The organism is Maricaulis maris, assembly GCF_049116555.1.
Classification (GTDB): domain Bacteria; phylum Pseudomonadota; class Alphaproteobacteria; order Caulobacterales; family Maricaulaceae; genus Maricaulis; species Maricaulis maris_C.
This window is the reverse complement of the sequence record NZ_JAGDYT010000006.1, coordinates 72,642-95,567: the sequence shown is the minus strand read 5'-3', so window position 1 is coordinate 95,567 and position 22,926 is coordinate 72,642. Positions and strand designations below refer to the sequence as shown.

The window sequence follows — 22,926 nt, the reverse complement described above, 5'->3', positions numbered from 1 at the left end:
AGAGGCCGCGCTGTCATGCTGCATTTCGGGCGTTGGAAACTTTTTTCCATCATCTTCATCACGCTTCTCGGCGTGATGTACACCATCCCCAATTTCGTGCCGGAGACCGACCGGTACACGATCAATGAGGCGGATGGCACACGCACGGCCAACGGCATCTGGCGCTTCATACCGTCCGGGACGATCAATCTCGGCCTCGATCTTCAGGGCGGTTCGCATATCGTCTTTGAAGTTGACATGGACGAGGTCCGTGATGCCCAGCTGGAAGCACTGGCATCCGACATCCGCACGTCGCTGCGCAATGCGCCGCCCGTGCTTGCCCGCTCTGTCTCCGTGATCGGCGACGAAGTTGTCGTCCTGATGTTACGCCCGGAAGAGCGTGAAACGGCATTGGAGCGCATCCGGGCGCTCAATTCACCGGTCACCACGGGGGCAGGCCAGGCGGGCTTTGCCAACATGTATGACATCGCGGCTGATCAGTCGGACCCGTCCGCCATTCGCATCACCGTGACGTCCGAGCAGTATGAGTCGATCCGGAACCGGACGCTGGAACAGTCGATCACGGTTATTCGCCGCCGTCTCGACGGTCTCGGTACGACGGATCCGACCATTGCCCGCTCCGGTGATCGCCGCGTTCTGGTGCAGGTGCCGGGTGCCGATGATCCGCAGGAAATCATTGATCTGGTCGCAACCCAGGCGTCGATGAGTTTTCACATGGTGGACGAGAATGTGGATCCCGGGCCGAATGGCCAGGGACGCACGCCGCCCGGCGTGAGTGTCTTCCCGCTGGCGGATACGGGCGGTACAGCCTGGCTCGCGGTCGAGACGCGTCAGCGCCTGACCGGGGAAAACCTCAATCAGTCCTATGTCGTCGCAAACCATCCGAATTTCGTTGGTCCGGTGGTTGGCTTCCGGCTCGATACCCAGGGCGCGTTGATTTTCGGCGAGCTGACCCGCGCCAATCGCGGTCGCCGCTTCGCCATTGTGCTGGATGAGCAGATCATCACCGCGCCGACCATCAACGAACCGATCCTCGGTGGGTCCGGTGTCATCGGCGGGAATTATACCTATGAGACTGCCAATCAGTTGGTCATCCTGCTCAATGCCGGCGCCCTGCCAGCCTCGCTGACACCGGTCGAGCAACGGGTCGTCACGGCCTCGCTGGGGCGTGACCAGATCGAGAGCGGCCGACTTGCCGTGGCGATCGGCTTTGCCCTCGTCATTGCCTTCATGATCGCGATGTATGGCGTCTTCGGAGTCTTCTCCACCACAGCCTTGCTGGTCAATGTGGTCCTGATCCTGGGCGGCCTGTCCGGTCTCGGGATGACGCTGACCCTGCCGGGTATCGCCGGTATCATCCTGACCATCGGTATGGCGGTTGACGCCAATGTTCTGATCTACGAGCGAATACGCGAAGAGTCGAAAAACAACCGAACGCCGGTGCAGGCGCTCCAGGCCGGCTATGAGCGGGCCCTCGCGGCCATTCTCGATGCCAATATCACCACATTCATCGCCGCTGCCGTGCTCTACATGCTCGGTGCCGGACCGGTGCGGGGTTTCGCGGTTACGCTGGGGGTCGGCATTCTGACCTCGGTGTTCACCGCTTTCGTCGTCTCCCGCCTGCTGGCGGTTCTTTGGCTGCGGGCCGTCAAGCCCACCAAGCTGCCGCTTTAAGGGGAGGAAACCGACATGTCCCTCGCACTCGTCAAATATCTCCCCACCTCGGGCACGATCCCCTTCATCCGCGGGCGTTTCATTGCCCTTGGACTGTCCGCGCTATTCATCGCTTTCTCGATGTTCGAGTTCGCGACAGTCGGCATCAATTTCGGCATTGATTTTCGCGGCGGCATCCAGACCGAAGTGGTCGCCGATGAGACCACCGCTATCGAAGACTTGCGTACCACGGCCAATGCGCTGGGTCTGGGCGAAGCCCGGGTCCAGGGCGCCGGCAGTGCCGGTGAAGGCCTGACCACCTACCTTATTTCGCTGCCCTTGCAGGAAGGTGAGGGTCTGGAGGGTGAGGCTGCCCAGAATGATGCGCGCGAAGCGCTGGAAACCGCGCTGGAGGCCGCGTATCCGACCATCGACATGCGCGGCACGACCGTGATTGGTGGCGCGGTATCCGGTGAGTTGATCATCACCGGGTTCACAGCCATTGGCGTCGCGCTCTTCTTGATGCTGGTCTACATCTGGTTCCGGTTCGAGTGGCAGTACTCGGTTGGCGCCATCATCGCCCTGACCCATGACGTCATCGCGACGGTTGGCATGTTCTCGCTGACCCAGATGACCTTTGACCTGGCGACCGTGGCCGCCATCCTGACCATTGTCGGTTACTCGATGAACGACACCGTCGTGGTTTATGACCGGATCCGGGAGAATTTGCGCAAATACAAGCGCAAGCCCTTGGAGGAAGTGCTCGACCTGTCGATCAACAACACATTGTCGCGCACCATCCTGACCTCCGTGACCACGCTGGTAGCGCTGATTTCGCTCTACCTCATCGGTGGAACCGCCCTGAAAGGCTTCGCCTTTGCGATGATCTGGGGCGTGTTGATCGGGACCTTCTCGTCCATCTTCGTGGCCGCGCCGATCCTGCTCTTCACCAATGTTCAGCGTGACAGCAGCGACAGCTGAACGGGTGTAGAGGCAGCGGCCCTATCCTGAGAGGCGAGTTCCGGTGTAATTTCCCTCCACTGGCAGGATGATTCTGCTCAATGGGGAGGGAAAAATGGCTGGAATTCTCAGCAATCTGCGCACGACGGTAATCGTCTCCTTCGTGCTCGCCGCAATCTATCTGGGCGCCTATGTCATGTCTGGTGCGATCGCGCTCGACGGTGCCTTCTGGCAAGCGCTCGCACGCTGGACGCATGTTGTCGCCGGCATCATGTGGATCGGTCTGCTCTGGTATTTCAACTTCGTGCAGATCCCGAACATGCCGAACATCCCGGATGATCAGAAGCCGGCAATCGGCAAGGTGATCGCGCCGGCAGCGCTGTTCTGGTTCCGCTGGGGCGCGGCCTTCACAGTCCTGACCGGCCTCTTGGTGGCAGGCCTGCGCGGCTATTCGATGGACGTGCTCAGCCTGGGTATCGTCTCCGACACCTACTCACCGCAATATTCCTTCATCGGTATCGGCATGTGGCTGGCCATCATCATGGCGATCAATGTCTGGTTCGTGATCTGGCCCAACCAGAAAATCGCGCTGGGTATTGTCGAGGCCGATGCCGAGGCCAAGCCGAAGGCGGCCCGCACGGCGATGCTGTTCTCGCGCACCAACACGCTCCTGTCCTTCCCGATGCTGATCGCGATGGCCATGGCGCAGACGATCTTTGGCTAGTAGCTGAGCCAGATTGTCGACCTGAAACGTTCAGGGCCCGCCGGAGACATGGCGGGCCCTGTTCACGTTCGGGGGGTACGTGAGCCGCGGGTCAGCGAGACAGGGAGGGAAGCGACCCGTTGCCCTCCTAGAACGCGGGACCGCGAGCCTTTCCGTCGCCCGGCAGCGAAAAACTTTCAGTCGCCCTTACTGCTGCGCGAAACTGCCATAGACCATGGGGCGGAAGACACGCAGGGTGCGCGGCTCCGGACGATGCTCGGACGGCTGGATCTGCGTCATGATGACGGCGGCGGTGCGGGTTTGCGGACTGACAAAGAAGTCGGTGTCGAACAGGCCGCCCCAGCTCAGATCGCCGGGCACACCCAGCGGGTCCTGTCCGTCTTCCGGCGGCAAGATAATGTCCATGCCCAGAGCAAAGCTGCGCCCATTCCAGCCATCGCCGAGCTGATCGGCTGTGGCATGCGGACGCGCGAAGTCCGTGAAGGTTTCCGGCGCCAGGATCTGAACCTCGCCCAACCGGCCACCATTGGCCAGCATCATGGCGAAACGGATGTAGTCGGAAGCGGTCGAGACAAGGCCGCCGCCACCGGACGCCCAGTCAGGATTACCCTGTTCGAACGCAACCATTTCACCGGTCTCGGTGTGAACATAGAGCGGCGACATGGCGTCTTCATCGAAATCGACATCGTCGAAGAAGAACCCGGTGGAGTGCATGGCGAGCGGGGTGAACAGCTCGGTCTCCAGGAAATCCTCAAACGGCATCCCCGACGCGACTTCAACGACGCGACCTGCGACATCAAGGGAGTAGGAATAGATCCAGCGTTGCCCCGGATCGGTATAGAGCGGGAGCTGCGAGAGCTGCTGCATACGCGCCTCCAGATCGCCCTCTCCGGAATAAAGGGAGTTCTCGAGATAAAGGCGCCCCAGATCGGTCTCGCCCTCGAAGATATAGCCAATCCCCGCTGTATGGGTGAGCAGGTGCTCGATCGTCATGGTGGCGGACGGAGCGCGGGTGGCAATATGGCCGTCCGCTCCGGCCATTGGCGTGACCGCGACACGCACATTGGCAAATTCGGGAATGTAGTCGCTGACGGCATCATCCAGAGAGATATCGCCGCGCTCGACCAGCATCATGATGGCGACTGCCGTCACGGGCTTCGTCATTGAGGCAATCCGCACCGGGCTGTCGACGGTGAAGGCTTCACCGGTTTCCAGATTGATCTGTCCGGCCTCGGACACAAAGGCGATTTGTTCGCCACGGGCAATGATCGCGGCATAGCCCGGACGGGCGCCCTCCGCGGCGAGCTCATCCAGGCGTGCATCAAGTGCCGCGAGCACGGCGGGCTGAAAGCCCAGAGCCGCCGGATCTTCAGAGATCGTGATGTCCTGCGCATGAACCGGCAGGATCGCCGTCGTGGCCAGCGCGAACGCAGCCAAGGCTTGTTTGAACGCCATTTAACCTTCCCCTCGGGATAGTGTTTATCGACCGGGGGGAAGGTTAGGGCGCAAGGGCCGCTCTGACGAGGGCCTTATTGGGCAGCCGCGAGATTTTCAGCCGCGAATTCCCAGTTCACCAGCTTGTCGAGGAAGGTGGTGATGTAGTCGGGGCGGCGGTTCTGGAAATCGAGATAATAGGCATGCTCCCAGACATCCATGGTGAGAAGCGGGGTCACGCCCTCCTCGGTCAGCGGGGTCTCCGCATTCAGCGTCTTGCGGACTTCCAGCTTGCCATTGGCCAGAACCAGCCAGGCCCAGCCAGAGCCGAACTGCGTCGCGCCGGCATCGGCGAAAGCGGTCTTGAAGGCGTCCAGGGACCCGAAATCACGATCGATCATCGCGGCCAGATCGCCGGTCGGGGCGCCGCCGCCATTGGGGCGCATGGATTGCCAGTAAAAGGTGTGGTTCCAGATCTGGGCGGCATTGTTGAAAATACCGGCCTTGCCGGCGTCACCGGCCGAGGCCTTGATCACGTCTTCCAGCGACAGCGCCGCCAGATCCGTCCCGTCAACGAGGCCATTGAGTTTGCCGACATAGGCGTTGTGATGCTTCCCGTGGTGGAAATCGAGCGTCTGGGAGGAGATATGGGGGGCCAGCGCGTCCTTGGCGTAGGGAAGATCGGGCAGGGTGAAAGCCATGAGTACCTCTTGCAGTGACAAAGTCGGGAAGGATGTGGGCCGGTTGGGCCGTTTTCATGTTCGCACATATGGTGTGGACTGCGGCCATGTCCACCGGGGAGACGCATGACAGTCAAAGAAATCGACAGCTTGCTCAAGACCGCTGACCCGGATCGCTATTTGTGCGCGCTTTTCGCACAGACCGATCAGCGGGCCGGCCTTCTTGCATTGTACGGGCTCAATCACGAGCTCGGACGGATTGCGGACAGCAGCTCGGAAAGCCTGATTGGCGAGATGAAGCTGACCTGGTGGCGTGATGCGGTCGCAGACCTTTACGCGACGCCGAAAAAAGTGCGGCGCCACGACGTGACCGAGGGCCTGGCCCCGCTGACCGGTCAGATCGGTCTCGCGGATGTGTCGCCGATGATCGAGGCGCGTTTCGAGGACATCGCCGCGCGTCCCTTCACGGACCTCGGAGACATTCTCGCCTATGTCGACAATACGGCAGTGTGTCTGGCTCGTCTGGCGCTGAAATCGCTCGACGCGACCGACAGTGTATCCGAAGACACCGTGATAGCGGCCGGGCGAGCCTGGGGGCTGACCGGTCTGCTGCGCGCGTTTCCGCTGCGCGCCCGGATCGGTCGGGCTCCGGTTGGCGGTGACGCGCTCGGCGCCGTCGGCGCGACCCCGGCCATGCTGGCCCAGGGGCTGGGCGAGGCGAAAGTCGCAGAGGCCCGCCAAGCGGTGATCGAGGCTGCATGGGCGGCGTGCGAGCGCCTGGCCAAGGCCGGGCCCCTCCCGGCCGAGGCCGTCCCCGCAATCGGCTATTGCCGCCTCGCATCGACCCATCTCGCGCGCCTGCCGGCCAATCCCTACGGGCTGGCGCCGGACATCAATCCCCTCTCTCGCCGGTTGCGACTGACTTGGCTGGCATTGAGCGGTCGATAGACCGCGTCCGCCTCTTGCACTCAGACCCGCCTCGCGTCCAACATGGCAGCAACGAGGGAGACGACCTATGCATCATGCGCTCATCACCGGAGCCAATCGCGGACTCGGGCTGGAACATGCCCGGCAATTGCTCGAGCGCGGCTGGCATGTCAGCGCGGCTGTCCGCAATCCGGACGCCGCCACCGAGCTGGCAGCTCTGGCCAAGGGCGATGGCAAGCTGGATATTCACGCCTATGACGCGGCCGACCCGGCCAGTGCAGCGGCGCTGGCCGCGGCCGTGACCGGACCGGTCGACCTCCTTTTTGCCAATGCCGGCATGGCGTCGGCCGAAACTCGCGCCTTCGGCCAGGCGGCCGGCGCGGCGATGCTGGATGAGTTCAGGGTCAATACGATCGCGCCGCTGGCCCTGGTCGAGGCCTTTGCCAGCCAGGTCGAAGCCTCCGAGATGAAAGTGATTGCGCTGCAATCCTCTCGCATGGGGTCTGTGCGCGAAAATGAGAGTGGTGGTGCCTACGGCTATCGCAGCTCGAAAGCGGCGCTCAACGCCATCGGCAAATCGCTCAGCATCGACCTGAAGGATCGCGGCATCGTTGTGCTCATCCTCCATCCGGGCTGGGTGAAGACCGATATGGGCGGCCCGAACGGTCAACTGACCGTCCAGGAATCGGTTTCCGGACAGCTTGATCTGATCGCCCGCGCCTACGGCAATCCGGTGATGAGCGGCCGCTTCTATCACGTCTCCGGCCAGGACCTGCCCTGGTAGGCCGGTTCAGGCGGCCTGCCAGCTCGCCAGGTCCGCCAGCGCTCGCTCCGACATCGCCATCTTGCGGGCCGGGGTCTTGGCCTTGCCCTTGATGCGGTTGCCTTCGGCATCGACGGTCGGCTGTTCGATCGGCGGGAAGAGGCCGAAATTGACATTCATCGGCTGGAAGGAGCCCTTGCCGCCGTCCAGGTGGCCGCCAGTGACATGGCCGATCAGGGCGCCCAGCGCCGTGGTGGCCGGCGGGGGCGTCAGACTGCCGCCGAGGCGTTCGGCGGCGGCGTAACGGCCGGCCAGAAGGCCCATCGCGGCGCTCTCGACATAGCCCTCGACCCCGATCAGCTGGCCGGCAAAGCGCAGGCGCGGCTGGCTCTTCAGGCGCAATTGCGCGTCGAGCAGTTTGGGCGAATTGAGGAAGGTGTTGCGGTGAATGCCGCCGAGGCGGGCAAAACGCGCCTCCTCGAGGCCCGGTATCATCCGCAGGACGTCGCCCTGGGCGCCGTATTTCATCTTGGTCTGGAAGCCGACAAGGTTGAACAGGGTGCCCAGCGCATTGTCCTGTCGCAGCTGGACAATGGCCCAGGGTTTCACGGTCGGATTGTGTGGATTGGTCAGGCCGACCGGTTTCATCGGGCCGTGACGCAGGGTTTCGCGACCGCGCTCGGCCATGACTTCAATCGGCAGGCACCCGTCGAAATAGGGGGTGTTGGCCTCCCATTCCTTGAACTCGGTCTTCTCGGACGAAATCAAGGCATCGATGAAGGCGTCATACTGGTCCTTGTCCATCGGGCAGTTGAGATAGGCCTTGCGCTCGGCGTCGGTCTCGCCCTTGTCATAGCGTGACTGGAACCAGGCCTTCTCGGTATTGACGCTGTCGCGATAGACGACCGGCGCAATGGCATCGAAGAAGGCAAGCTCACCCTCACCGGTCTGTTTCAGGATCGCCTCGGACAGGCTCTCCGAGGTCAGCGGACCGGTGGCGATGATGACGCTGTCCCAGTCTTCCGGCGGCAGGGCCGGGATTTCCTCGCGGTTGATCGTGACCAGCGGATGCTCGGATAGCTCCCGGGTGACAGCCTGCGAGAAGACGTCGCGATCCACGGCCAGCGCGCCGCCGGCGGGCAGACGGGCGGCATCACCCTGGCGCAGGATGATCGAGTCGAGGCGGCGCATCTCTTCGTGCAGCAGGCCGACCGCATTGGTGCGGTGGTCGTCCGAGCGGAAGGAGTTGGAGCACACCAGCTCGGCCAGCCCGTCCGTGTGGTGGGCATCGGTGCCCTTCACGCCGCGCATCTCGTGCAGGATGACGGGCACGCCCCTGGAAACGAGCTGCCAGGTGGCCTCGGAGCCGGCCATGCCGCCGCCGATGACGTGAACGGGTTTGATTGCGTGATCTGTCATGCGCGGCATATCGAGCCCGGGCGCGTTGAAGTCAAGCGGGCGGGGGCAGGGCGGCAAGCGATGTCGTGGTACCGGCTTGACGGCCGCGTTGGGAGTACGGATAAATCTGTACAACAGGGGGTTGTTTCATGAAGTGGTTGTTTGGCGCGCTGGTCGCACTCACTTTGGGCAGTGTGACATATGCCCAGGGTCTGCCGGATTCCGTGACAGAGCCTTATCTCGAATTCGAGGCGGCGCTTCGGGCTGGTGATGTCGCGGCCGTGCTGGATGCAGCCAATCGAGCCTACGAGGCCGGGCAGGCCGCAGATATTGACCTGTCCGTTCTCGCGACGCTCGCAGAGAATTACGGGTATGGTGCCGCCCTCAACCAGGATTATGAGACGGCACAGATCGGCTGGCGCGAAGCCGCCCAACTTTCGGACAGGGCGCGCGGGGACCCCGTGGAGCGGGCCTGGCGTTGGCACAATGCGGCTTTGTTCGCATTGCAGAATGACGATCGGAGTGATGCCTTTGCCTGTTCGCGCCGCGCGACCAATGCGCTCGACGAACTTGGTGGCGAGCTCGGTGCCGCATCGGATTTCGCCGGTACCGCCTTTCTGACACGTGCAGCGCTGTCCATGGGTCGAGGTCGTATCAGCAGTGCCGGGGAGGCCGCTCTCCAGTCCGCCGCGGCTTTCGAGGCGGTTCTGGACGAGCCGACCTCCAGCTATGCGCTCGCCCTGTTCTATGCCGGCATCGCGCAAACGCTTGACCGGGACTTTGAGGCCGCGACCTACTCGCTTCATATGGCGACAGACGTGATGGAAGATGTGGCGCCGGACCATCCCGACATGCGCACCATGTGGGCCGCATACGTCTCCGCGAGCGGATATATCCGCGAGCGTGATATCCCGGCGGGAGAGGCGGAGGAGGCAGGGGGCGACGCGGCGGTCGAGACCGCCCAGACGCGCGTGGATGCCAGGCTTGCGGAAAATCCCTTCCATACGGCGCGCTACATGACGCGAGAAATCGAGGAAGACGCCGCGGAGGACGCCCATGAAACCGGTGAGCCGCTACCGTGTTGCGACGCTCAACCCATCAGGCGACGCGAACCGAGTTATCCCATGAACGCCGCATACTCGAACCTCGACGGCGTGGTCTATCTGACCTTTGCGGTCACCGAAGATGGGCGCACGGACGCCATCGAGGTAACCGGCGCCTTTCCGCCTGGCATTTTCGACGAGGTCTCGGTCGCGGCTGTGGAGACCTGGCAATATGAACCCGCGACCCGGGACGGTGTTCCTGTCCGCCGCGAAGGGGTGGAAACCCGTTTCGACTTCCGCATGGAGCGCTGACGCGACCGTGCGTCGCGCTTGATCCTTGGCGGCAGGGCGGTATCTCTGGCATCGAAGTGATCGGAGCCGTCATGTCGAGCCAGCCCATTCCCGTCCTGCCCAGCGTGGCCAAGGCCTATGCCTTGCTGATTACGCATTGGTCGCGCTTCTTGATGGCCGGCCTGCCCTTTACGCTCGCCTATGCGATCCAGCTCTGGCTGGTCCAAAAGGCGCTCGCGGCGCCGCTCGACGGGTTCTGGCTGACCCTTGATGCGACCGTGATGATCGCGGCGACGGTGGGCAGTCTGGCTTTTTCGGCCATGTGTTTCCGGCTCGCCGTGCGCGATGAGTATGGCGGTCAGTTCGGTCTGCAATTGTCCGGCGATGAGTGGCGCTTCTTCCTGGTGGCCCTGCTCAATGCGGCGCTGGTGCTGATCGTGGCCCTACTGGCGGCGATGTTTGCCTTTGTTGTCTTCACCACGATCGCCGGTGGTGCTGTGGAAGGCGCCGGTATCGACCCGGAAGAATCCGGTTTCGATCTGCCAATGGCGATGAGCTATATGGGCACTGCCGACTGGGTGGCCGCCTGGGCCGTGAACATGGTGGCATTCCTGCTGGTCGCCTGGCTTGTGGCGCGCCTTTCCGTGTCCTTTCCGGCGAGTTTTGCGCAAAAGGCGGTACGGGTCCTGTCGGTCTGGACGCTGAGCGAGGGCCAGGCCTGGCGTATCCTGGCGGCCATGGCGCTCGCTGGCCTCCCGCTCATCGTGGTGGAAGTCGCGCTCTACGAAGCGCTCTGTATGGCGCTGGACGCCCGGCCTTTGTTGACCCCGGTTTCGGTTGGCGAGGTCATGGTGACGGACGGCGTGTTTGCCCGCATCCCGGAATACCTTCGTGTCGCAGGCCTTTTCTCGATCGTGAATCTGCCCGTGATGGCCGGGCTTTACGCGCAGTTTTACCGCGCACGCGCCTAGACGATCAAAGGGCGGGACATCGCCTGTCTCGTTCCCGCTGGTGATTTACCCCGGTTGCGCCATGATGCGATCATCATGGCATAGTGGAGGGACTGATCATGGCCAGGCAAGACTTTGACATCGGCAAGGGAATCTTCTGGTTCTTCATCCGTTTTGGCGAGAAGCCGGGCGGGGCGATCTGGCTGATCACCGTCCAGGCCCTGTGTGCGATGGCTCTGCTGGCCCTCTCTGTCATGGTGATGGGACCGGCCTATCTCAATCTTTTCCAGCTTATCGAGGCAGATGCAGCCCGGAATCTCAGCGATGCCGAAGAGCTTCAGCTGGTCTTCGATTTCCTGCTGCCGCTCCTGTCTTACGGTTTCATGATTATTCCGATCGGCCTTCTGTTCGCCGTGATGTTCCAGGCCGCCTGGCTGCGCTTTCTCACCAAGGGTGAGATCAAGCCGGTCATTCCGCTGCGACTGGGCGCAGACGAGATCCGTCTGATCGGCGTCAATCTCCTCTACATCGTGATCGTCATTGCCGGCTATTTCGGCGTTGCCGCGGTGTTGGGCGTTTTCGGGGTGGGGGCAGCTTTCGTGTTCCATGGCGGCGGCGACAGCGCGGCTATGGGCATTGGCGCGGGCTTGCTGATTACGCTGGCCGTGCTCGGCGTCCTGGCAGGCCTGATCATGTTGGCCATCCGGCTGGCATCGGCACCGGCGCTGACGATCCTGGATGGTCGCCTGCGCTTCTTTGAGAGCTGGGAGGCGACCAATGGCGTTTTCTGGCACATGCTGCTGGCCTATGTCGTCGTCTGGGCCCTCTTGGCCATTGGCGGCAGTATCCTCAGTGGAATCGTGCAATTGGCCGTGCTGGCCGCCTTCCTGCCCACGATCATTGAATTCGTGGAAATCGCCGAGCAGGGCCAGCATGTCGACCCGGATGTCGCGCTCGCCACCGTGCAAGCCTGGATCAGCGAGCCACTCACCGTCGTCAGCCTGCTGATCGGTTTCGGGGTGCTGTATGTCGTTCAGGTCCTGTTCGAAGCGGTCTGGCATTCGGTCGGCGCCTACAATGCCGTGCGAGCCCGCAGTGGCGGCGAGGGCGAAGCCTCTGATGTGCCGACCCTGGCAGCAGACCATCCGATGGGGGCTTCACCCAGCGAGGGGTGATGCGATCACGCATTCTGAAGGACAAGGCCGGGTCGCCCCAGGGCGGGTCGGCCTTTTCTCTGCGTGTCCGATTCTGAATCGCAACTTCAGATTAAGTCTGCTATTCTGACAGGGTGAGGCTGTATGGACAGCCCTCATCCCCAGAAGGAGGCATCACCATGACCACCAATCTTGCAGGCGTGTACATTACCGGCTTGTTCGGCACGAACGGGCGGCTCGCCCAGACCCAGAGTGAGTTGTTGGCGTCGCAGATGAATGACTACATTTTCTGGTCGGTTCATGTGAATGCGGATGCCAGCCTGCACTATAACGATGTGCCATTGGCGTCGGGCGGCACGCTCGACCCGACCACGGGCGCGGGCATTGGCGGTATCATCAGCGCCGCCCGCAAGGCCGGGCTGGCCCAGAATGTCTGGTTCTCGATCGGCGCCGGCGGAGTCTCGGACTTCCAGAATATCCAGGCCATTCTCGCCGCGGGTGGCGCGCTGGAAGACGAGCTTTATGCCAATCTGAAAGCCCTGATGGATCTTGGCGCAACCGGGTTTGACCTCGACTATGAGGAAGACCTCAGCGACCCGGTGAGCCTGATCAGCCAGTTCACAGTCGGCCTCAATCAGCGCCTCGGCGCCAAGCTAACCTATTGCCCCTATTACGGCACAACGATGTGGATTGATTGCCTCACGGCCAATATGACCGCGCTGGGCAGCCAGCCGGTCGTTGGTTTCAACCTGCAATGCTATTCGGGGGGCGGCGGCAATGATCCGCGGACCTGGGTCAGCGCCATCACCGCAGCTGGCGCATCGACCGGTGTGAGCGATGCTGTGAGCTTTGTCAGGCCGGGCATGGCCGTGGCCGGATCGCCTTCTTCACCGGCGCTGACGCCGGCACAGATGACAGCCCAGTTGAACAGTTGGGGGTCGCCCGGCGGCTGGATCTGGAATTCTGCCAATGTGCTCAATTCCCAGCCCGGCACCGGCGACTCGATTGCGGACTATGCAAGCGCCTTGCTCGCCGCTGTTTCGGTGGCCGAAAAGGCCTGACCGCCAGGACTGGCAGGGCCGGGTGCGTCGCGGTGCACCGCAACGCCCCGGCTTGCCAGACAGGATCGACCGCGCCTGGCCTCCCGATCCGTGAGGGACGCGGTCGATCCTGGATGCGGCCGATTCTGGACGCGGCCGGCCCTGGAAGTGGACGGCCCTGGAGGCGGCCAGTCCTGGAGGCGGCCAGTCCTGGAAGTGGCCAGTCCTGGAAGTGGCCAGTCCTGGAAGTAGACGGTCCTGGATGCCGATTGGCTGGGAGGCTGGCCTGCTGCGACAGGCGAGCCACACACCGACGGCACGTTAACCCGCCTTCTTGCGCAGCGCTTTCGCCCGTTCCAGCATCGGTGCCAGATAGCGACCGGTCCAGCTGCGCTCGACCTTGGCGACGTCTTCCGGCGTGCCGACCGCGACGATTTCGCCGCCGCCATCACCGCCCTCGGGACCCAGATCGATCAGCCAGTCGGCGGTCTTGATGACGTCGAGATTGTGCTCGATGACCACCACGGTATTCCCGGCCTCGACCAGCTCGTGCAGGACTTCCAGCAGTTTGCGGACATCCTCGAAATGCAGGCCGGTGGTCGGCTCGTCGAGAATGTAGAGCGTCTTGCCGGTGGCGCGCTTGGAGAGTTCCTTGGAGAGTTTCACGCGCTGGGCCTCACCGCCGGAGAGCTGGGTCGCCGGCTGGCCGATCTTCAGATAGCCCAGACCGACGCGTTTGAGGGTTTCCATCTTGTCGCGCACGGCAGGCACCGCCTTGAAGAAATCCGCGCCTTCCTCGACCGTCATGTCCAGCACATCGGCGATCGACTTGCCCTTGAACTGGACCTCCAGCGTTTCGCGATTGAAGCGTTTGCCGTGGCAGACATCGCATGGCACATAGACGTCCGGCAGGAAGTGCATCTCGATCTTCACCACACCATCGCCCTGGCAGGCTTCGCAGCGTCCCCCCTTCACATTGAAGGAAAAACGGCCCGGCTTGTAGCCGCGCGTCTTGGCTTCCGGCAGCTGGGAAAACCATTCGCGGATCGGGGTGAAGGCGCCGGTATAGGTGGCCGGATTGGAGCGCGGTGTCCGGCCGATGGGCGACTGGTCGATATCGATGACCTTGTCGAGCCGGTCGAGACCGTCAATGCGATCATGCGGCGCGGGGACTTGCTGGGCCTTTTGCAATTTGCGTGCGGCGGCCTTGTAGAAGGTCTCGATGGTCAGGGTTGATTTGCCGCCGCCGGATACGCCGGTGACGCAGGACATCACGCCGAGCGGGAATTGAGCGTCGACGGATTTGAGATTGTTTCCGGTCGCGCCGATGACTTTCACCATGCGCTTCCTGTCAATCTTGCGGCGCTGCGTCGGGACTTCGATACGCCGTGTTCCGAGCAGATACTGGCCCGTGAGACTGTTCGGGTTGTTGGTCACTTCCGAGGGCGTGCCAGCGGCCACGATCTCACCGCCATGAACCCCGGCCGCCGGGCCGAGATCGACGACATAGTCTGCGGTCTGGATGGCCTCTTCATCATGCTCGACGATGATCACCGTATTGCCCAGATCACGCAGGTCACGCAGGCTTTCCAGCAGGCGGGTATTGTCGCGCTGGTGCAGGCCGATCGAGGGTTCGTCGAGGACATAGAGCACGCCGGTCAGGCCGGATCCGATCTGGCTGGCGAGGCGGATGCGCTGGCTCTCACCGCCCGACAGCGTGCCCGATGCCCGGTCCAGGGTGAGATAGTCGAGGCCGACATCGACCAGGAATTTCAGGCGTTCGCGGATTTCCTTGAGAATACGCTCGGCGATCTGCCGGTGTTTCGGAGACAGGGTCGCCTCGACCGCGCCAAACCAGTCGCGGGCCTTGCGAATGGAGAGTTTGGAGGCGTCGGCAATGTCCTGCCCGTCAATCTTCACGCACAGCGCTTCCGGCTTCAGGCGCCGACCGCCACAGGTCTCGCAAGGCTGGGAGGACTGGAAGCGGGCGAGATCCTCGCGCACCCAGCTACTGTCCGTCTCACGCCAGCGGCGTTCGAGATTGGGAATAACCCCCTCGAAGGGTTTCTGGGTCTCGAATTTCCGCAGCCCGTCCTCATAGACGAAGGTGACCTTCTCCGTGGTGCCGAACAGCACGATCTTGCGGAAGGGCTCGGGCAGGTCGCGCCAGGCCTGGAACATGTCGCCGCCGAAATGCCCGGCGAGCGCTTGCAGCGTCTGCTGGTAAAGCTTCGAGGTCGCCCGGCTCCAGGGCGCGATCGCGCCATCGGAGAGCGGTTTGTCGCGATCGGGAACGACGAGGTCCTCGTCGAATTTCAGGGACTGGCCGAGACCATCGCAGGTCGGGCAGGCGCCGAAGGGGTTGTTGAAGGAGAAGAGGCGGGGCTCAATTTCCGAGATGGTGAAGCCGGAGACCGGGCAGGCGAACTTCTCCGAGAAGATCAGTCGCTCGGCCTTGCCCTTCCCGTCCTGGCGGTCGGCGAATTCCGCGACGGCCAAACCATCGGCCAGGCGCAGCGCGGTTTCCAGACTGTCGGCGAGCCGGCTTTCAATGTCCGGCTTGATGACCACGCGATCCACGACCACGTCGATATCGTGCTTGAACTTCTTGTCGAGCGTCGGCGCGTCTTCCAGCGTGTAGAATTCACCATCCACCTTGACCCGCTGGAAGCCGGCCTTCAGCCATTCGGCGAACTCCTTGCGGTATTCGCCCTTGCGGCCCCGGACGACGGGCGCCAGCAGGTAAAGGCGAGCGCCGTCCTCGAGCGCCATCATGCGGTCGACCATCTGGCTGACGGTCTGGCTCTCGATCGGCAGGCCGGTGGCCGGCGAGTAGGGCGTGCCGACCCGGGCCCAGAGCAGGCGCATATAGTCGTAGATCTCGGTGACCGTGCCGACGGTGGAGCGCGGATTCTTCGAGGTGGTCTTCTGCTCGATGGAGATCGCTGGCGAAAGGCCTTCAATGGAATCCATGTCCGGCTTGGACATCAATTCCAGGAATTGGCGGGCATAGGCCGACAGGCTCTCGACATAGCGGCGCTGGCCCTCGGCGTAAATCGTGTCGAAGGCTAGGGAGGACTTGCCCGACCCGGACAGTCCCGTGAACACAATCAGCTTGTCGCGCGGCAGCTCGACGGAAACATTCTTCAGATTGTGTTCGCGTGCGCCCTGCACGCGGATTTTGTCGAGCGCCATGCCTCAGCCTGTCCTCATTGGTCGCGCCTGTCGGTTGGGATTCGCAACCACACCGGAACGTTAGGGGAACATTGTGCGATCTGTCCAGCGCACAACGCGGTCCCGTTGAGATAGGACGCCAGCGTCCCGGGGTCCAGCGTTGCGGCGGAAGGCAGCTGACATGACGGTGGCAGGAGCGCGAGATCGGTCGATCTGCGATCCGTCTGAGTCGCTCGGCTGGACTCTGTGCCGCCCCTCCTCTCAAATCAGCCTGACTCGCAGGCCTGAATTGACCTGCGGAACAGAATGTGAACACTGGGCTGCCCCCTGCACGGGACGCGCAGCAAGGATGGAGAACGGGCGATGGCGGGAAGCGTCAACAAGGTAATTCTGGTTGGTAATCTGGGACGTGATCCGGAGATCCGTCGCATGAATAACGGCGATCCGGTCGTCAATCTCTCGGTTGCGACCTCTGAAAGCTGGCGTGACAAGTCCTCCGGCGAGCGCCGTGAGAAGACCGAATGGCACCGGGTCGTGATCTTCAACGACAATCTGGCCAAGGTTGCGGAGAACTATCTCAAGAAGGGCTCCAAGGTTTACGTGGAAGGCCAGCTCCAGACCCGTAAATGGACGGACCAGAACGGGCAGGAGAAATACTCCACCGAGGTCGTGCTGCAGCGTTTCCGCGGCGAGCTGACCATGCTGGACGGCCGCAATGAAGGCGGTTCCGGTGGTGGATTTGGCGGCGGCAGCAGCAGCGGCGGCTATGATCAGGCGGGTGGCGGGTCTGGTGGTGGCCAGCGCTCGTCGGATGGTCCCAAGGAAGATTTCCGAAATGCAGATCTCGATGATGAAATTCCGTTCTAGCCTGAATCGTCTCCTGATGGCGGGCCTGCTGGCGACCGGTCTGGTCGCCTCTGGCGCGTCCGCCCAGGACGTGGCCGAGGATTCCAATCAGCGCTCCCCCGAACTGGTGGTCGTACCGCTTGGAGAGGATGAGGGCGAGGCGCATTTCGTTGTCGGCCAGATGGCCTGGGGCGATGTGTTGGGCCTGCTCAACCAGCTGCAGGATCAGCCGCCCGAGCGCACGATCGAGGTGGCGCAGACGCTCTGGACGTCCCGTGATGAAAATCCGCCCTTCTTCCTGTTCGAGTTGGCGAGGCTGACCGCCGAGTCAGACCCGGCATTCGCGGTGCAGGCCTATTTCCTGGGCCGTTCGCGGACCATGTATGATGCGGCACGCTGTCTCGACTCGACCGCGCTGGACGTCATCAATGAGGCGTCAGCCTATGCCGGCGAGGAAGTTGTGCAGGTCATCGCCTCCCGCCCGGAACTCACCATCGCGGCCATCGAGCAGGTGATCGACAGCGGCAGCGCTTTCTCCAGCGTGGCCTCACCCTGGTGGGCCTGTTCCTTCGGCACCAATGCCTATTTCGCGGCGGTCAATGAGCAGACCCTGTCCGGAGACGAATGGCTGATGGTGCAGAGCCGCTGGCCATCGGTTCAGCAGCGGATCTCCACCAATCTGCAAAATAATCTGACCATGATGCAGGACGCCGTCGCCGCCGCCACGGCGAGCGAATAGATCGGGCCAGGGCGGGCGCCGGGCGTGCGCTCCGGCGCCGTCCCGGGCCTCACCGCAGGAGGCGCTGGGGTCGGCCTTGTCTTGATGGATGCGCGGCCTGACCTGGCCGCGCCTTCGTCTTCGAGGGGAGTGAAATGCGGGTTCTGATCACCGGTGCATCGGGCTTTATCGGCTGCCATCTCGCCGCCTCCGCTCTGGCCGCGGGCCATGAGGTTCGCGCGGCGGCTCGCAATCCGGCGGCGTCGGCGCGACGCCTCGCCGGGCCCGACTGGATCGGTTGCGACTTCCGTCATGACCGCGTGGAAGACTGGCTGCCGCGCCTCGTGGGTGTGGACGCTGTCATCAATTGCGTCGGCGTGCTTCAGGACGGGTTCGGGGATGACAGTCGCAAGGCGCATGTCGACGGAGCCGCGGCCTTGTTCGAGGCCTGCGAGCGCGCCGGCGTCCGCCGCGTCCTGCACATTTCCGCCGTCGGTGTCTCGCAAGCCGCAGACTCCGACTATGCCCGGGACAAGCTGGCCGGGGAGGCGGCGCTGAAAGCGTGCGACCTCGACTGGCTGATCCTGCGCCCCTCTCTTGTCATCGCCCGCAATGTCTATGGCGGCACGGCGCTGATGCGGAGTTTGTGCGGCATACCTTTCGTGACGCCGCTGGTCGGCGGCGGGCAGGTCTTCCGCCCTATCGGCATGGATGATCTGTGCGCGGCCATCCTTGACCTGCTTCGGCCCGAAGCTCCGAGCCGGCAGAGTTTTGATCTGGCGGGCCCCGAGCGGGTCAACCTGGCCGAGACCGTGCGGGGGTATCGCCGCTGGCTGGGTTTCGGCGGCAGTCGCATCCTCACCATCCCGCGCTGGCTGGCCCGTCCGGCTTTCTGGATGGGGGATGTCATGGGCTGGTTGGGTGTGCGTACCTCGATGCGCACCAATGCGCTCAAACAGCTCGATTTCGACGTTGAGGGTGATCCGACCGAATGGCTTGCCGCGACCGGGGCGAAACCGCGTGGCTTCAGCGACTGGCTGGCAGCCAACCCGGCCGGTCTGCAGGACCGCTGGCATGCCCGGCTTGGCCTTGCCCGACCGCTGGCGCGCTGGGTGCTGGGTCTTTACTGGCTGCTGACCGGCGTGCTCTCCCTGACGATTGCCAAGGATCATGCCTATTCGGTGCTGACGGCCGGTGGGTTCTCCGAGGCTGCCCAGCCGCCAGTCCTGTGGTTCGGCTCCCTGTTCGACATCGCGATGGGACTGGGCATGCTGGCGAAATGGCGGGTGCGCTGGCTGGCGACGATCATGATCGCCGGGACCTTCGCCTATATCTTCACGCTCAGCGTGACCCTGCCGGGTCTGTGGGCCGATGCCTTGGGGCCGATCCTGAAAGTCTTCCCGATGATGGCGCTGGCCCTGATGATCGCCGCCACCGAGGACGACCGCTGATGGAGCTCTATCCACTCCTGCGCCTGGTCCACATCCTGGGCGCGGCGGTGTTGTTCGGATCGGGCGCGGCGATTGCCTTTTTCATGCTTATGGCCTGGCGCAGTGGCGACCGCGCCGCCTTCGCGCTGGTTGCCCGCCATGTGGTGCTGGCCGACTGGGTGTTCACAGCGAGCGCGGTCATGCTTCAACCGCTGTCCGGTCTGGCCCTGGCGCATGTCGCGGGATGGTCGCTGACCTCTCCCTGGCTGCTGGCGAGTGTCGGACTCTATCTCTTCATCGGCGTGTGTTGGTTGCCGGTGGTGTGGATCCAGATGCGGGTCAAGCGCCGCCTCGCCGATGCCGACGGACCCGACATCCCCGACGACGTGCATCGCCTGATGCGGATCTGGTTCGTTCTGGGCTGGCCCGCCTTTGCGGCCTTGCTCGCGATTGTCTGGCTGATGATCACCAAGCCGGTCTAGCGCTTGGGCTCGTCCGGCAGTCTCAGGCGCTCGACAAGATTGCTTGTATTGCGTCCGCTGGCGCTGGAGGCCCCGCCGATGGCGTAGATGTCACCGCCAAGGCTGACACCGCCCAGGCCATGGCGCGGGGTGAGCATGTCCGGGCCTGCTTCCCAGTGGTCTGCTTCGGGATCATAGATCCACACCTCCGGATAGACCCCGCCGCCATTGTCGAAATACTCGCCGCCGAAAGCGACAAGCCTGCCACCGGCCACCGCGGCTGCAAGCCCGCCCTGGGCCTGGGGCAGGGGCGCCCGGCTTTCCCAGTGGTCGGCGACCGGATCATAGACCTCGTGATGGTCGGAATTGCCGGCATTGACCCGGCGACCGCCCACGACATGGAACTGCCCGTCGAGCACGGCCCCGGCCGCCGAATTGCGGGGATTGGGGTTGGGCGCGCGACGGGTCCAGCGGTCGCCGCTGGCGTCATAGGCAAAATGGTCGCCGCGATCGCCATGATCGGGCCAGTTGGCATTGGACGCGCCGTTCGGCTGGCGCCCTGTGGCAACATGGATCAGGCCGCCCAGAGACACCGCGCAGGTCTCGGCATAAGGCACCGGCATGGGCGCCATCTCGACCCATTCATCGCTGGCGAGCTCATAGCGCGTCGTGTTCGGGAGCATCTCCCAGATGCCGCCATTGCCAGCCCGAAAGCCACCAATCCCGTAAATGAATCCGTCATGGCCGACGAGATTGGGATGGTGGCGCGGTTCCGGCAGCGGGGCGCGGGTTTCCCAGCTTGAGCCGGCATTCGCCGGATCCGCCTGGATGAAGAGTTGATCGGAAACACTGTCGACATCCGGCCCGTCGCGCGCTTCCAGCCCGCCGGCGAGATAAAGGCGCCCTTCCAGCCCGGTCGGATAGACTTCCTGCACACGGCGAGGCAGGGCGGCCATCGGTTGCCAGGCGGCAGTTTCCGGCTGTCGCGCGGCCCATGCCGGTGCGGGCAGGCCACAGGCGGCGAGGCCCGCCAACAGGATGCGTCTGTTCATGCGGGCCATGTGAGCCTCCCTCAATCTGCCGGACAGCGCCCGCCGGTAATCCGGGCAACCTCTTCTGCGCTCCCATCGGTCTGCGCCGGCTCCAGGTCCAGCGCGCAGGCGATCAGGCCGTAGACATTGATATTGTCAAAGGCGGCCGGGCGGGCGCCTTCCGGGAAGATCGGGCCGACGCCTATAAAGGTGGCGCCCATCGAGTCGGCGCGATTGTCATAGCCGTGTGTGGCTCTCAAACCGGCGAGATAGGGATTGGAGAGGTCGGTGTCCGAGGCAGTCAGGAGCCAGCCCGGATCGGCCAGAATGAAGAGATCCGGGCCGCGGTCCGGGTGATCGAAGCGCCAGGCCGCCGGCATGTCCTCGCGGCGATAGGCGGTCATGTGCGGATGGGCGTCTGCCAGTTCGGCATGGGCACGCTCGACGGTCGCCTCATCGCCATAGGCCATCAGGAAGGGCTCGAGTCCGGCCCCGTACTGGCCGGCGAATTCCTCGATGAAGAGACCGTCCAGATCGGCAAATTCATCGACCGCGATTGTCCGCTCGGTCGAGACATTCACCATGCCATGGTCGGAGACGATGATGATCGTCGCCCGGCCCATGACGCCGCGCGCTTCCAGCCCGGCCACCAGATCGCCGACGAGGGCGTCGACCCGGGCGACGGCGTCACCTTCGGCTTCCGTTTCAACGCCGCCGCGATGTTCGACCGTGTCGACATGATCCATGTAGAAGGCCGCGAAACGCGGCTGTTCAGCGATCGGCGCGTCGAACCAGGACAGGACTTCCGCGACGCGGTCTTCATAGGGTCTGTCGTGCTCATACGGGTGCCAGACCGTTGGTCGGGTTCCCTGGATTTCCACTTCCGAGCCGAGCCAGAACATGATGTGCGAGCGCAGGCCCTGCTGCTCGGCAGTGATCCAGATCGGCTCGCCGCCCCACCAGCGCGGGTCCTGCGGGCTGCCGCCGGAATTGGAGAAGGTCTCGTTCAGGCGACGGTCCCAGGGCGAGTTGGAGACCATGCCATGGTGCTCGGGATAGAGCCCGGTCGCCAGGGAGTAGAAATTGACGAAGGTCTTGGTGGGCATGACCGACACCATCCGCTCCGGCCGCGTGCCGCGCGCGGCAAGGGCGCGCAGATTGGGCGCGTCATGGCGGTCAATGGCGTCATAACGCAGACCGTCGAGGCCAATCATGATCACGACCGGCGGCTCGTCGCCGCTGTCGGTGCCCGGGGCGGGCGCCGGGTCCGGAGCGCCGGGCAGATGCGCGCAGGCCGCGACGAGCGCAGTCAGACAGGTGAGGGCGAGAAGGCGTGACAGCATGGATATCCCCGATGGCGCGACACTGATGCAAGGCGCGATAGTCAGGCAGGGGCGAGCCGACAAGGCAAGGATTTGTGACGCCGAGTCTGCGATTTCCCGGAAGCCGTCCTCAGGTGACCGAAAATTCATCAATGAAATCAGTGTCCGGACGCTATAATGCGTGCGTCAGGACGGCAAATCGGTTCTTCTTGGCAGGCAGGGTGTGGCCAGGTCGGGTCGCACTCGGGTGCCAGCGTGAAACAGGGGCCGACCAGCCTTGCGGGTCGGAAATGACATGAAACGGCGTGAGAAGCAGAGCGAATTCCTGGAAATCCGCATTGGTCACCAGACCAAGCAGGACTTCATGGAGGCGTGTCAGTCGCATGGCGTGACGGCCAGCGAAGTGCTTCGTGCCTATGTCGAGACCTACCCCGTTTCGCGCCATCGCCGCCGGGTGCTCCCCCATCTCAATGTGAAGGAGTACACCATGCCTGCAAGCTTTCTCGCCCTCGTGACCGCGGTCGCCGTTGTCTCGGGTCTGCAGACCGCCCCCTCCGTCGACGCCGACGACCACGATCTGGATGCCAGCTTCGCGTCGGTCGACCGCGATGGCAGCAATGATTTCGACCTCGCCGAACTCTTCGTCGAAGCCGGCCTGACAACCGATGGCCATCTTGGCGCGGAACTGCGTGACGAGGTCACCGGCTCTGTCCAGACCGCTCTGGCCGAGCTTGGCATGAATGCCCAGCAGGGCGTCGCCTCGCCGGACTATCTCGACCGCGTCATCGCCAATGCCGAAGAAAGCGCCGCGCGCAGTGTGACCGCGGTCTTCCACAGGATTGATGCCAATGGAGATGGCCGCGTCACGCGTGATGAGTTCATGAATTACAGCGTGGAGTGATCGCCGGCAGGCGCTGCGACCCGGCC

At 63.5% G+C, this 22,926-nt stretch carries 20 protein-coding genes; 14 read left to right on the top strand and 6 right to left on the bottom strand.

The annotated features are described in order from the left end of the window. Positions 1-15: 15 nt before the first annotated feature. The 3 genes from secD (at position 16) to JXQ94_RS08025 (ending at position 3,337) form a co-directional block, all read left to right on the top strand. Entirely contained in the window at positions 16-1,674 is a 1,659-nt protein-coding gene (gene secD / locus JXQ94_RS08035) for a protein translocase subunit SecD (RefSeq protein ID WP_421923255.1), read from the top strand. A gap of 15 nt (positions 1,675-1,689) precedes the next feature. Continuing rightward, positions 1,690-2,634, top strand: a complete 945-nt coding sequence (gene secF, locus JXQ94_RS08030; RefSeq protein ID WP_421923254.1) for a protein translocase subunit SecF — start codon at positions 1,690-1,692, stop codon at positions 2,632-2,634. Between the two features lie 94 nt (positions 2,635-2,728). Next, positions 2,729-3,337: a urate hydroxylase PuuD gene (locus JXQ94_RS08025; RefSeq protein WP_421923253.1), complete on the top strand. Its 609-nt coding sequence runs from the start codon at positions 2,729-2,731 to the stop codon at positions 3,335-3,337. Between the two features lie 186 nt (positions 3,338-3,523). Here the strand turns inward: JXQ94_RS08025 and JXQ94_RS08020 are convergent, their stop codons facing one another. Together JXQ94_RS08020 and JXQ94_RS08015 are read right to left on the bottom strand one after the other, a co-directional pair. Continuing rightward, on the bottom strand, positions 3,524-4,792 hold the full coding sequence (locus tag JXQ94_RS08020) for a serine hydrolase domain-containing protein (protein WP_421923252.1): 1,269 nt from the start codon (positions 4,790-4,792) through the stop codon (positions 3,524-3,526). Between the two features lie 74 nt (positions 4,793-4,866). Then, positions 4,867-5,472: a superoxide dismutase gene (locus tag JXQ94_RS08015; protein WP_421923251.1), complete on the bottom strand. Its 606-nt coding sequence runs from the start codon at positions 5,470-5,472 to the stop codon at positions 4,867-4,869. A gap of 105 nt (positions 5,473-5,577) precedes the next feature. On the opposite strand from JXQ94_RS08015, the gene JXQ94_RS08010 reads away from it, so the two are divergent. Then, entirely contained in the window at positions 5,578-6,399 is an 822-nt protein-coding gene (locus JXQ94_RS08010; RefSeq protein WP_421923250.1) for a squalene/phytoene synthase family protein, read from the top strand. A 67-nt stretch (positions 6,400-6,466) separates the two neighbouring features. Then, positions 6,467-7,162 (top strand): SDR family oxidoreductase, encoded by a 696-nt coding sequence (locus JXQ94_RS08005; RefSeq protein WP_421923249.1) that lies wholly within the window; start codon positions 6,467-6,469, stop codon positions 7,160-7,162. Between the two features lie 6 nt (positions 7,163-7,168). On the opposite strand, the gene trmFO is transcribed toward JXQ94_RS08005, so the two are convergent. After that, on the bottom strand, positions 7,169-8,569 hold the full coding sequence (gene trmFO, locus JXQ94_RS08000) for a methylenetetrahydrofolate--tRNA-(uracil(54)-C(5))-methyltransferase (FADH(2)-oxidizing) TrmFO (RefSeq protein ID WP_421923248.1): 1,401 nt from the start codon (positions 8,567-8,569) through the stop codon (positions 7,169-7,171). 119 nt (positions 8,570-8,688) lie between these two features. On the opposite strand from trmFO, the gene JXQ94_RS07995 reads away from it, so the two are divergent. The 4 genes from JXQ94_RS07995 (at position 8,689) to JXQ94_RS07980 (ending at position 13,038) form a co-directional block, all read left to right on the top strand. After that, entirely contained in the window at positions 8,689-9,894 is a 1,206-nt protein-coding gene (locus tag JXQ94_RS07995) for an energy transducer TonB (protein ID WP_421923247.1), read from the top strand. 71 nt (positions 9,895-9,965) lie between these two features. Then, positions 9,966-10,844 carry a hypothetical protein gene (locus JXQ94_RS07990; RefSeq protein ID WP_421923246.1) on the top strand — a complete coding sequence of 293 codons (879 nt, stop codon included), beginning with the start codon at positions 9,966-9,968 and terminating at the stop codon, positions 10,842-10,844. 98 nt (positions 10,845-10,942) lie between these two features. Then, the gene (locus JXQ94_RS07985) at positions 10,943-11,998 is read left to right on the top strand and encodes a hypothetical protein (protein ID WP_421923245.1); all 1,056 of its coding nucleotides are present in this window, start codon (positions 10,943-10,945) and stop codon (positions 11,996-11,998) included. 158 nt (positions 11,999-12,156) lie between these two features. Further along, positions 12,157-13,038 carry a hypothetical protein gene (locus tag JXQ94_RS07980; RefSeq protein WP_421923244.1) on the top strand — a complete coding sequence of 294 codons (882 nt, stop codon included), beginning with the start codon at positions 12,157-12,159 and terminating at the stop codon, positions 13,036-13,038. A 300-nt stretch (positions 13,039-13,338) separates the two neighbouring features. On the opposite strand, the gene uvrA is transcribed toward JXQ94_RS07980, so the two are convergent. Continuing rightward, a complete protein-coding gene (uvrA, locus tag JXQ94_RS07975; RefSeq protein ID WP_421923243.1) occupies positions 13,339-16,212 on the bottom strand; it encodes an excinuclease ABC subunit UvrA in 2,874 nt (957 codons plus the stop codon). 342 nt (positions 16,213-16,554) lie between these two features. Here uvrA and JXQ94_RS07970 point away from each other — a divergent pair, with 342 nt between their 5' ends. From JXQ94_RS07970 to JXQ94_RS07955, 4 genes are all read left to right on the top strand, one after another. Continuing rightward, positions 16,555-17,058 (top strand): single-stranded DNA-binding protein, encoded by a 504-nt coding sequence (locus JXQ94_RS07970; protein ID WP_421923242.1) that lies wholly within the window; start codon positions 16,555-16,557, stop codon positions 17,056-17,058. Then, positions 17,042-17,776 carry a hypothetical protein gene (locus tag JXQ94_RS07965; protein WP_421923241.1) on the top strand — a complete coding sequence of 245 codons (735 nt, stop codon included), beginning with the start codon at positions 17,042-17,044 and terminating at the stop codon, positions 17,774-17,776. The genes JXQ94_RS07970 and JXQ94_RS07965 overlap by 17 nt, the downstream gene beginning before the upstream one ends. Before the next feature lie 134 nt (positions 17,777-17,910). Beyond that, positions 17,911-19,206 (top strand): SDR family oxidoreductase, encoded by a 1,296-nt coding sequence (locus JXQ94_RS07960; RefSeq protein ID WP_421923240.1) that lies wholly within the window; start codon positions 17,911-17,913, stop codon positions 19,204-19,206. Beyond that, positions 19,206-19,667 carry a DUF2269 family protein gene (locus JXQ94_RS07955; RefSeq protein WP_421923239.1) on the top strand — a complete coding sequence of 154 codons (462 nt, stop codon included), beginning with the start codon at positions 19,206-19,208 and terminating at the stop codon, positions 19,665-19,667. Before JXQ94_RS07960 ends, JXQ94_RS07955 begins: the two co-directional genes overlap by 1 nt. On the opposite strand, the gene JXQ94_RS07950 is transcribed toward JXQ94_RS07955, so the two are convergent. Next, a complete protein-coding gene (locus JXQ94_RS07950; protein ID WP_421923238.1) occupies positions 19,664-20,707 on the bottom strand; it encodes a Kelch repeat-containing protein in 1,044 nt (347 codons plus the stop codon). The two genes, JXQ94_RS07955 and JXQ94_RS07950, sit on opposite strands and share 4 nt — an antisense overlap. 11 nt (positions 20,708-20,718) lie before the next feature. Beyond that, entirely contained in the window at positions 20,719-22,020 is a 1,302-nt protein-coding gene (locus JXQ94_RS07945; protein ID WP_421923237.1) for an alkaline phosphatase family protein, read from the bottom strand. A 274-nt stretch (positions 22,021-22,294) separates the two neighbouring features. Here JXQ94_RS07945 and JXQ94_RS07940 point away from each other — a divergent pair, with 274 nt between their 5' ends. Beyond that, complete coding sequence (locus JXQ94_RS07940) at positions 22,295-22,900, top strand: type II toxin-antitoxin system RelB/DinJ family antitoxin (protein WP_421923236.1); 606 nt, start codon at positions 22,295-22,297, stop codon at positions 22,898-22,900. Positions 22,901-22,926 lie beyond the last annotated feature (26 nt).

Bases quoted from the DNA above. Each gene is read 5' to 3' on its own strand.
- secD (WP_421923255.1), top strand. From the start codon at position 16: ATGCTGCATTTCGGGCGTTGGAAACTTTTTTCCATCATCTTCATCACG.
- secF (WP_421923254.1), top strand. From the start codon at position 1,690: ATGTCCCTCGCACTCGTCAAATATCTCCCCACCTCGGGCACGATCCCC.
- JXQ94_RS08025 (WP_421923253.1), top strand. From the start codon at position 2,729: ATGGCTGGAATTCTCAGCAATCTGCGCACGACGGTAATCGTCTCCTTC.
- JXQ94_RS08020 (WP_421923252.1), bottom strand. From the start codon at position 4,792: ATGGCGTTCAAACAAGCCTTGGCTGCGTTCGCGCTGGCCACGACGGCG.
- JXQ94_RS08015 (WP_421923251.1), bottom strand. From the start codon at position 5,472: ATGGCTTTCACCCTGCCCGATCTTCCCTACGCCAAGGACGCGCTGGCC.
- JXQ94_RS08010 (WP_421923250.1), top strand. From the start codon at position 5,578: ATGACAGTCAAAGAAATCGACAGCTTGCTCAAGACCGCTGACCCGGAT.
- JXQ94_RS08005 (WP_421923249.1), top strand. From the start codon at position 6,467: ATGCATCATGCGCTCATCACCGGAGCCAATCGCGGACTCGGGCTGGAA.
- trmFO (WP_421923248.1), bottom strand. From the start codon at position 8,569: ATGCCGCGCATGACAGATCACGCAATCAAACCCGTTCACGTCATCGGC.
- JXQ94_RS07995 (WP_421923247.1), top strand. From the start codon at position 8,689: ATGAAGTGGTTGTTTGGCGCGCTGGTCGCACTCACTTTGGGCAGTGTG.
- JXQ94_RS07990 (WP_421923246.1), top strand. From the start codon at position 9,966: ATGTCGAGCCAGCCCATTCCCGTCCTGCCCAGCGTGGCCAAGGCCTAT.
- JXQ94_RS07985 (WP_421923245.1), top strand. From the start codon at position 10,943: ATGGCCAGGCAAGACTTTGACATCGGCAAGGGAATCTTCTGGTTCTTC.
- JXQ94_RS07980 (WP_421923244.1), top strand. From the start codon at position 12,157: ATGACCACCAATCTTGCAGGCGTGTACATTACCGGCTTGTTCGGCACG.
- uvrA (WP_421923243.1), bottom strand. From the start codon at position 16,212: ATGGCGCTCGACAAAATCCGCGTGCAGGGCGCACGCGAACACAATCTG.
- JXQ94_RS07970 (WP_421923242.1), top strand. From the start codon at position 16,555: ATGGCGGGAAGCGTCAACAAGGTAATTCTGGTTGGTAATCTGGGACGT.
- JXQ94_RS07965 (WP_421923241.1), top strand. From the start codon at position 17,042: ATGAAATTCCGTTCTAGCCTGAATCGTCTCCTGATGGCGGGCCTGCTG.
- JXQ94_RS07960 (WP_421923240.1), top strand. From the start codon at position 17,911: ATGCGGGTTCTGATCACCGGTGCATCGGGCTTTATCGGCTGCCATCTC.
- JXQ94_RS07955 (WP_421923239.1), top strand. From the start codon at position 19,206: ATGGAGCTCTATCCACTCCTGCGCCTGGTCCACATCCTGGGCGCGGCG.
- JXQ94_RS07950 (WP_421923238.1), bottom strand. From the start codon at position 20,707: ATGGCCCGCATGAACAGACGCATCCTGTTGGCGGGCCTCGCCGCCTGT.
- JXQ94_RS07945 (WP_421923237.1), bottom strand. From the start codon at position 22,020: ATGCTGTCACGCCTTCTCGCCCTCACCTGTCTGACTGCGCTCGTCGCG.
- JXQ94_RS07940 (WP_421923236.1), top strand. From the start codon at position 22,295: ATGAAACGGCGTGAGAAGCAGAGCGAATTCCTGGAAATCCGCATTGGT.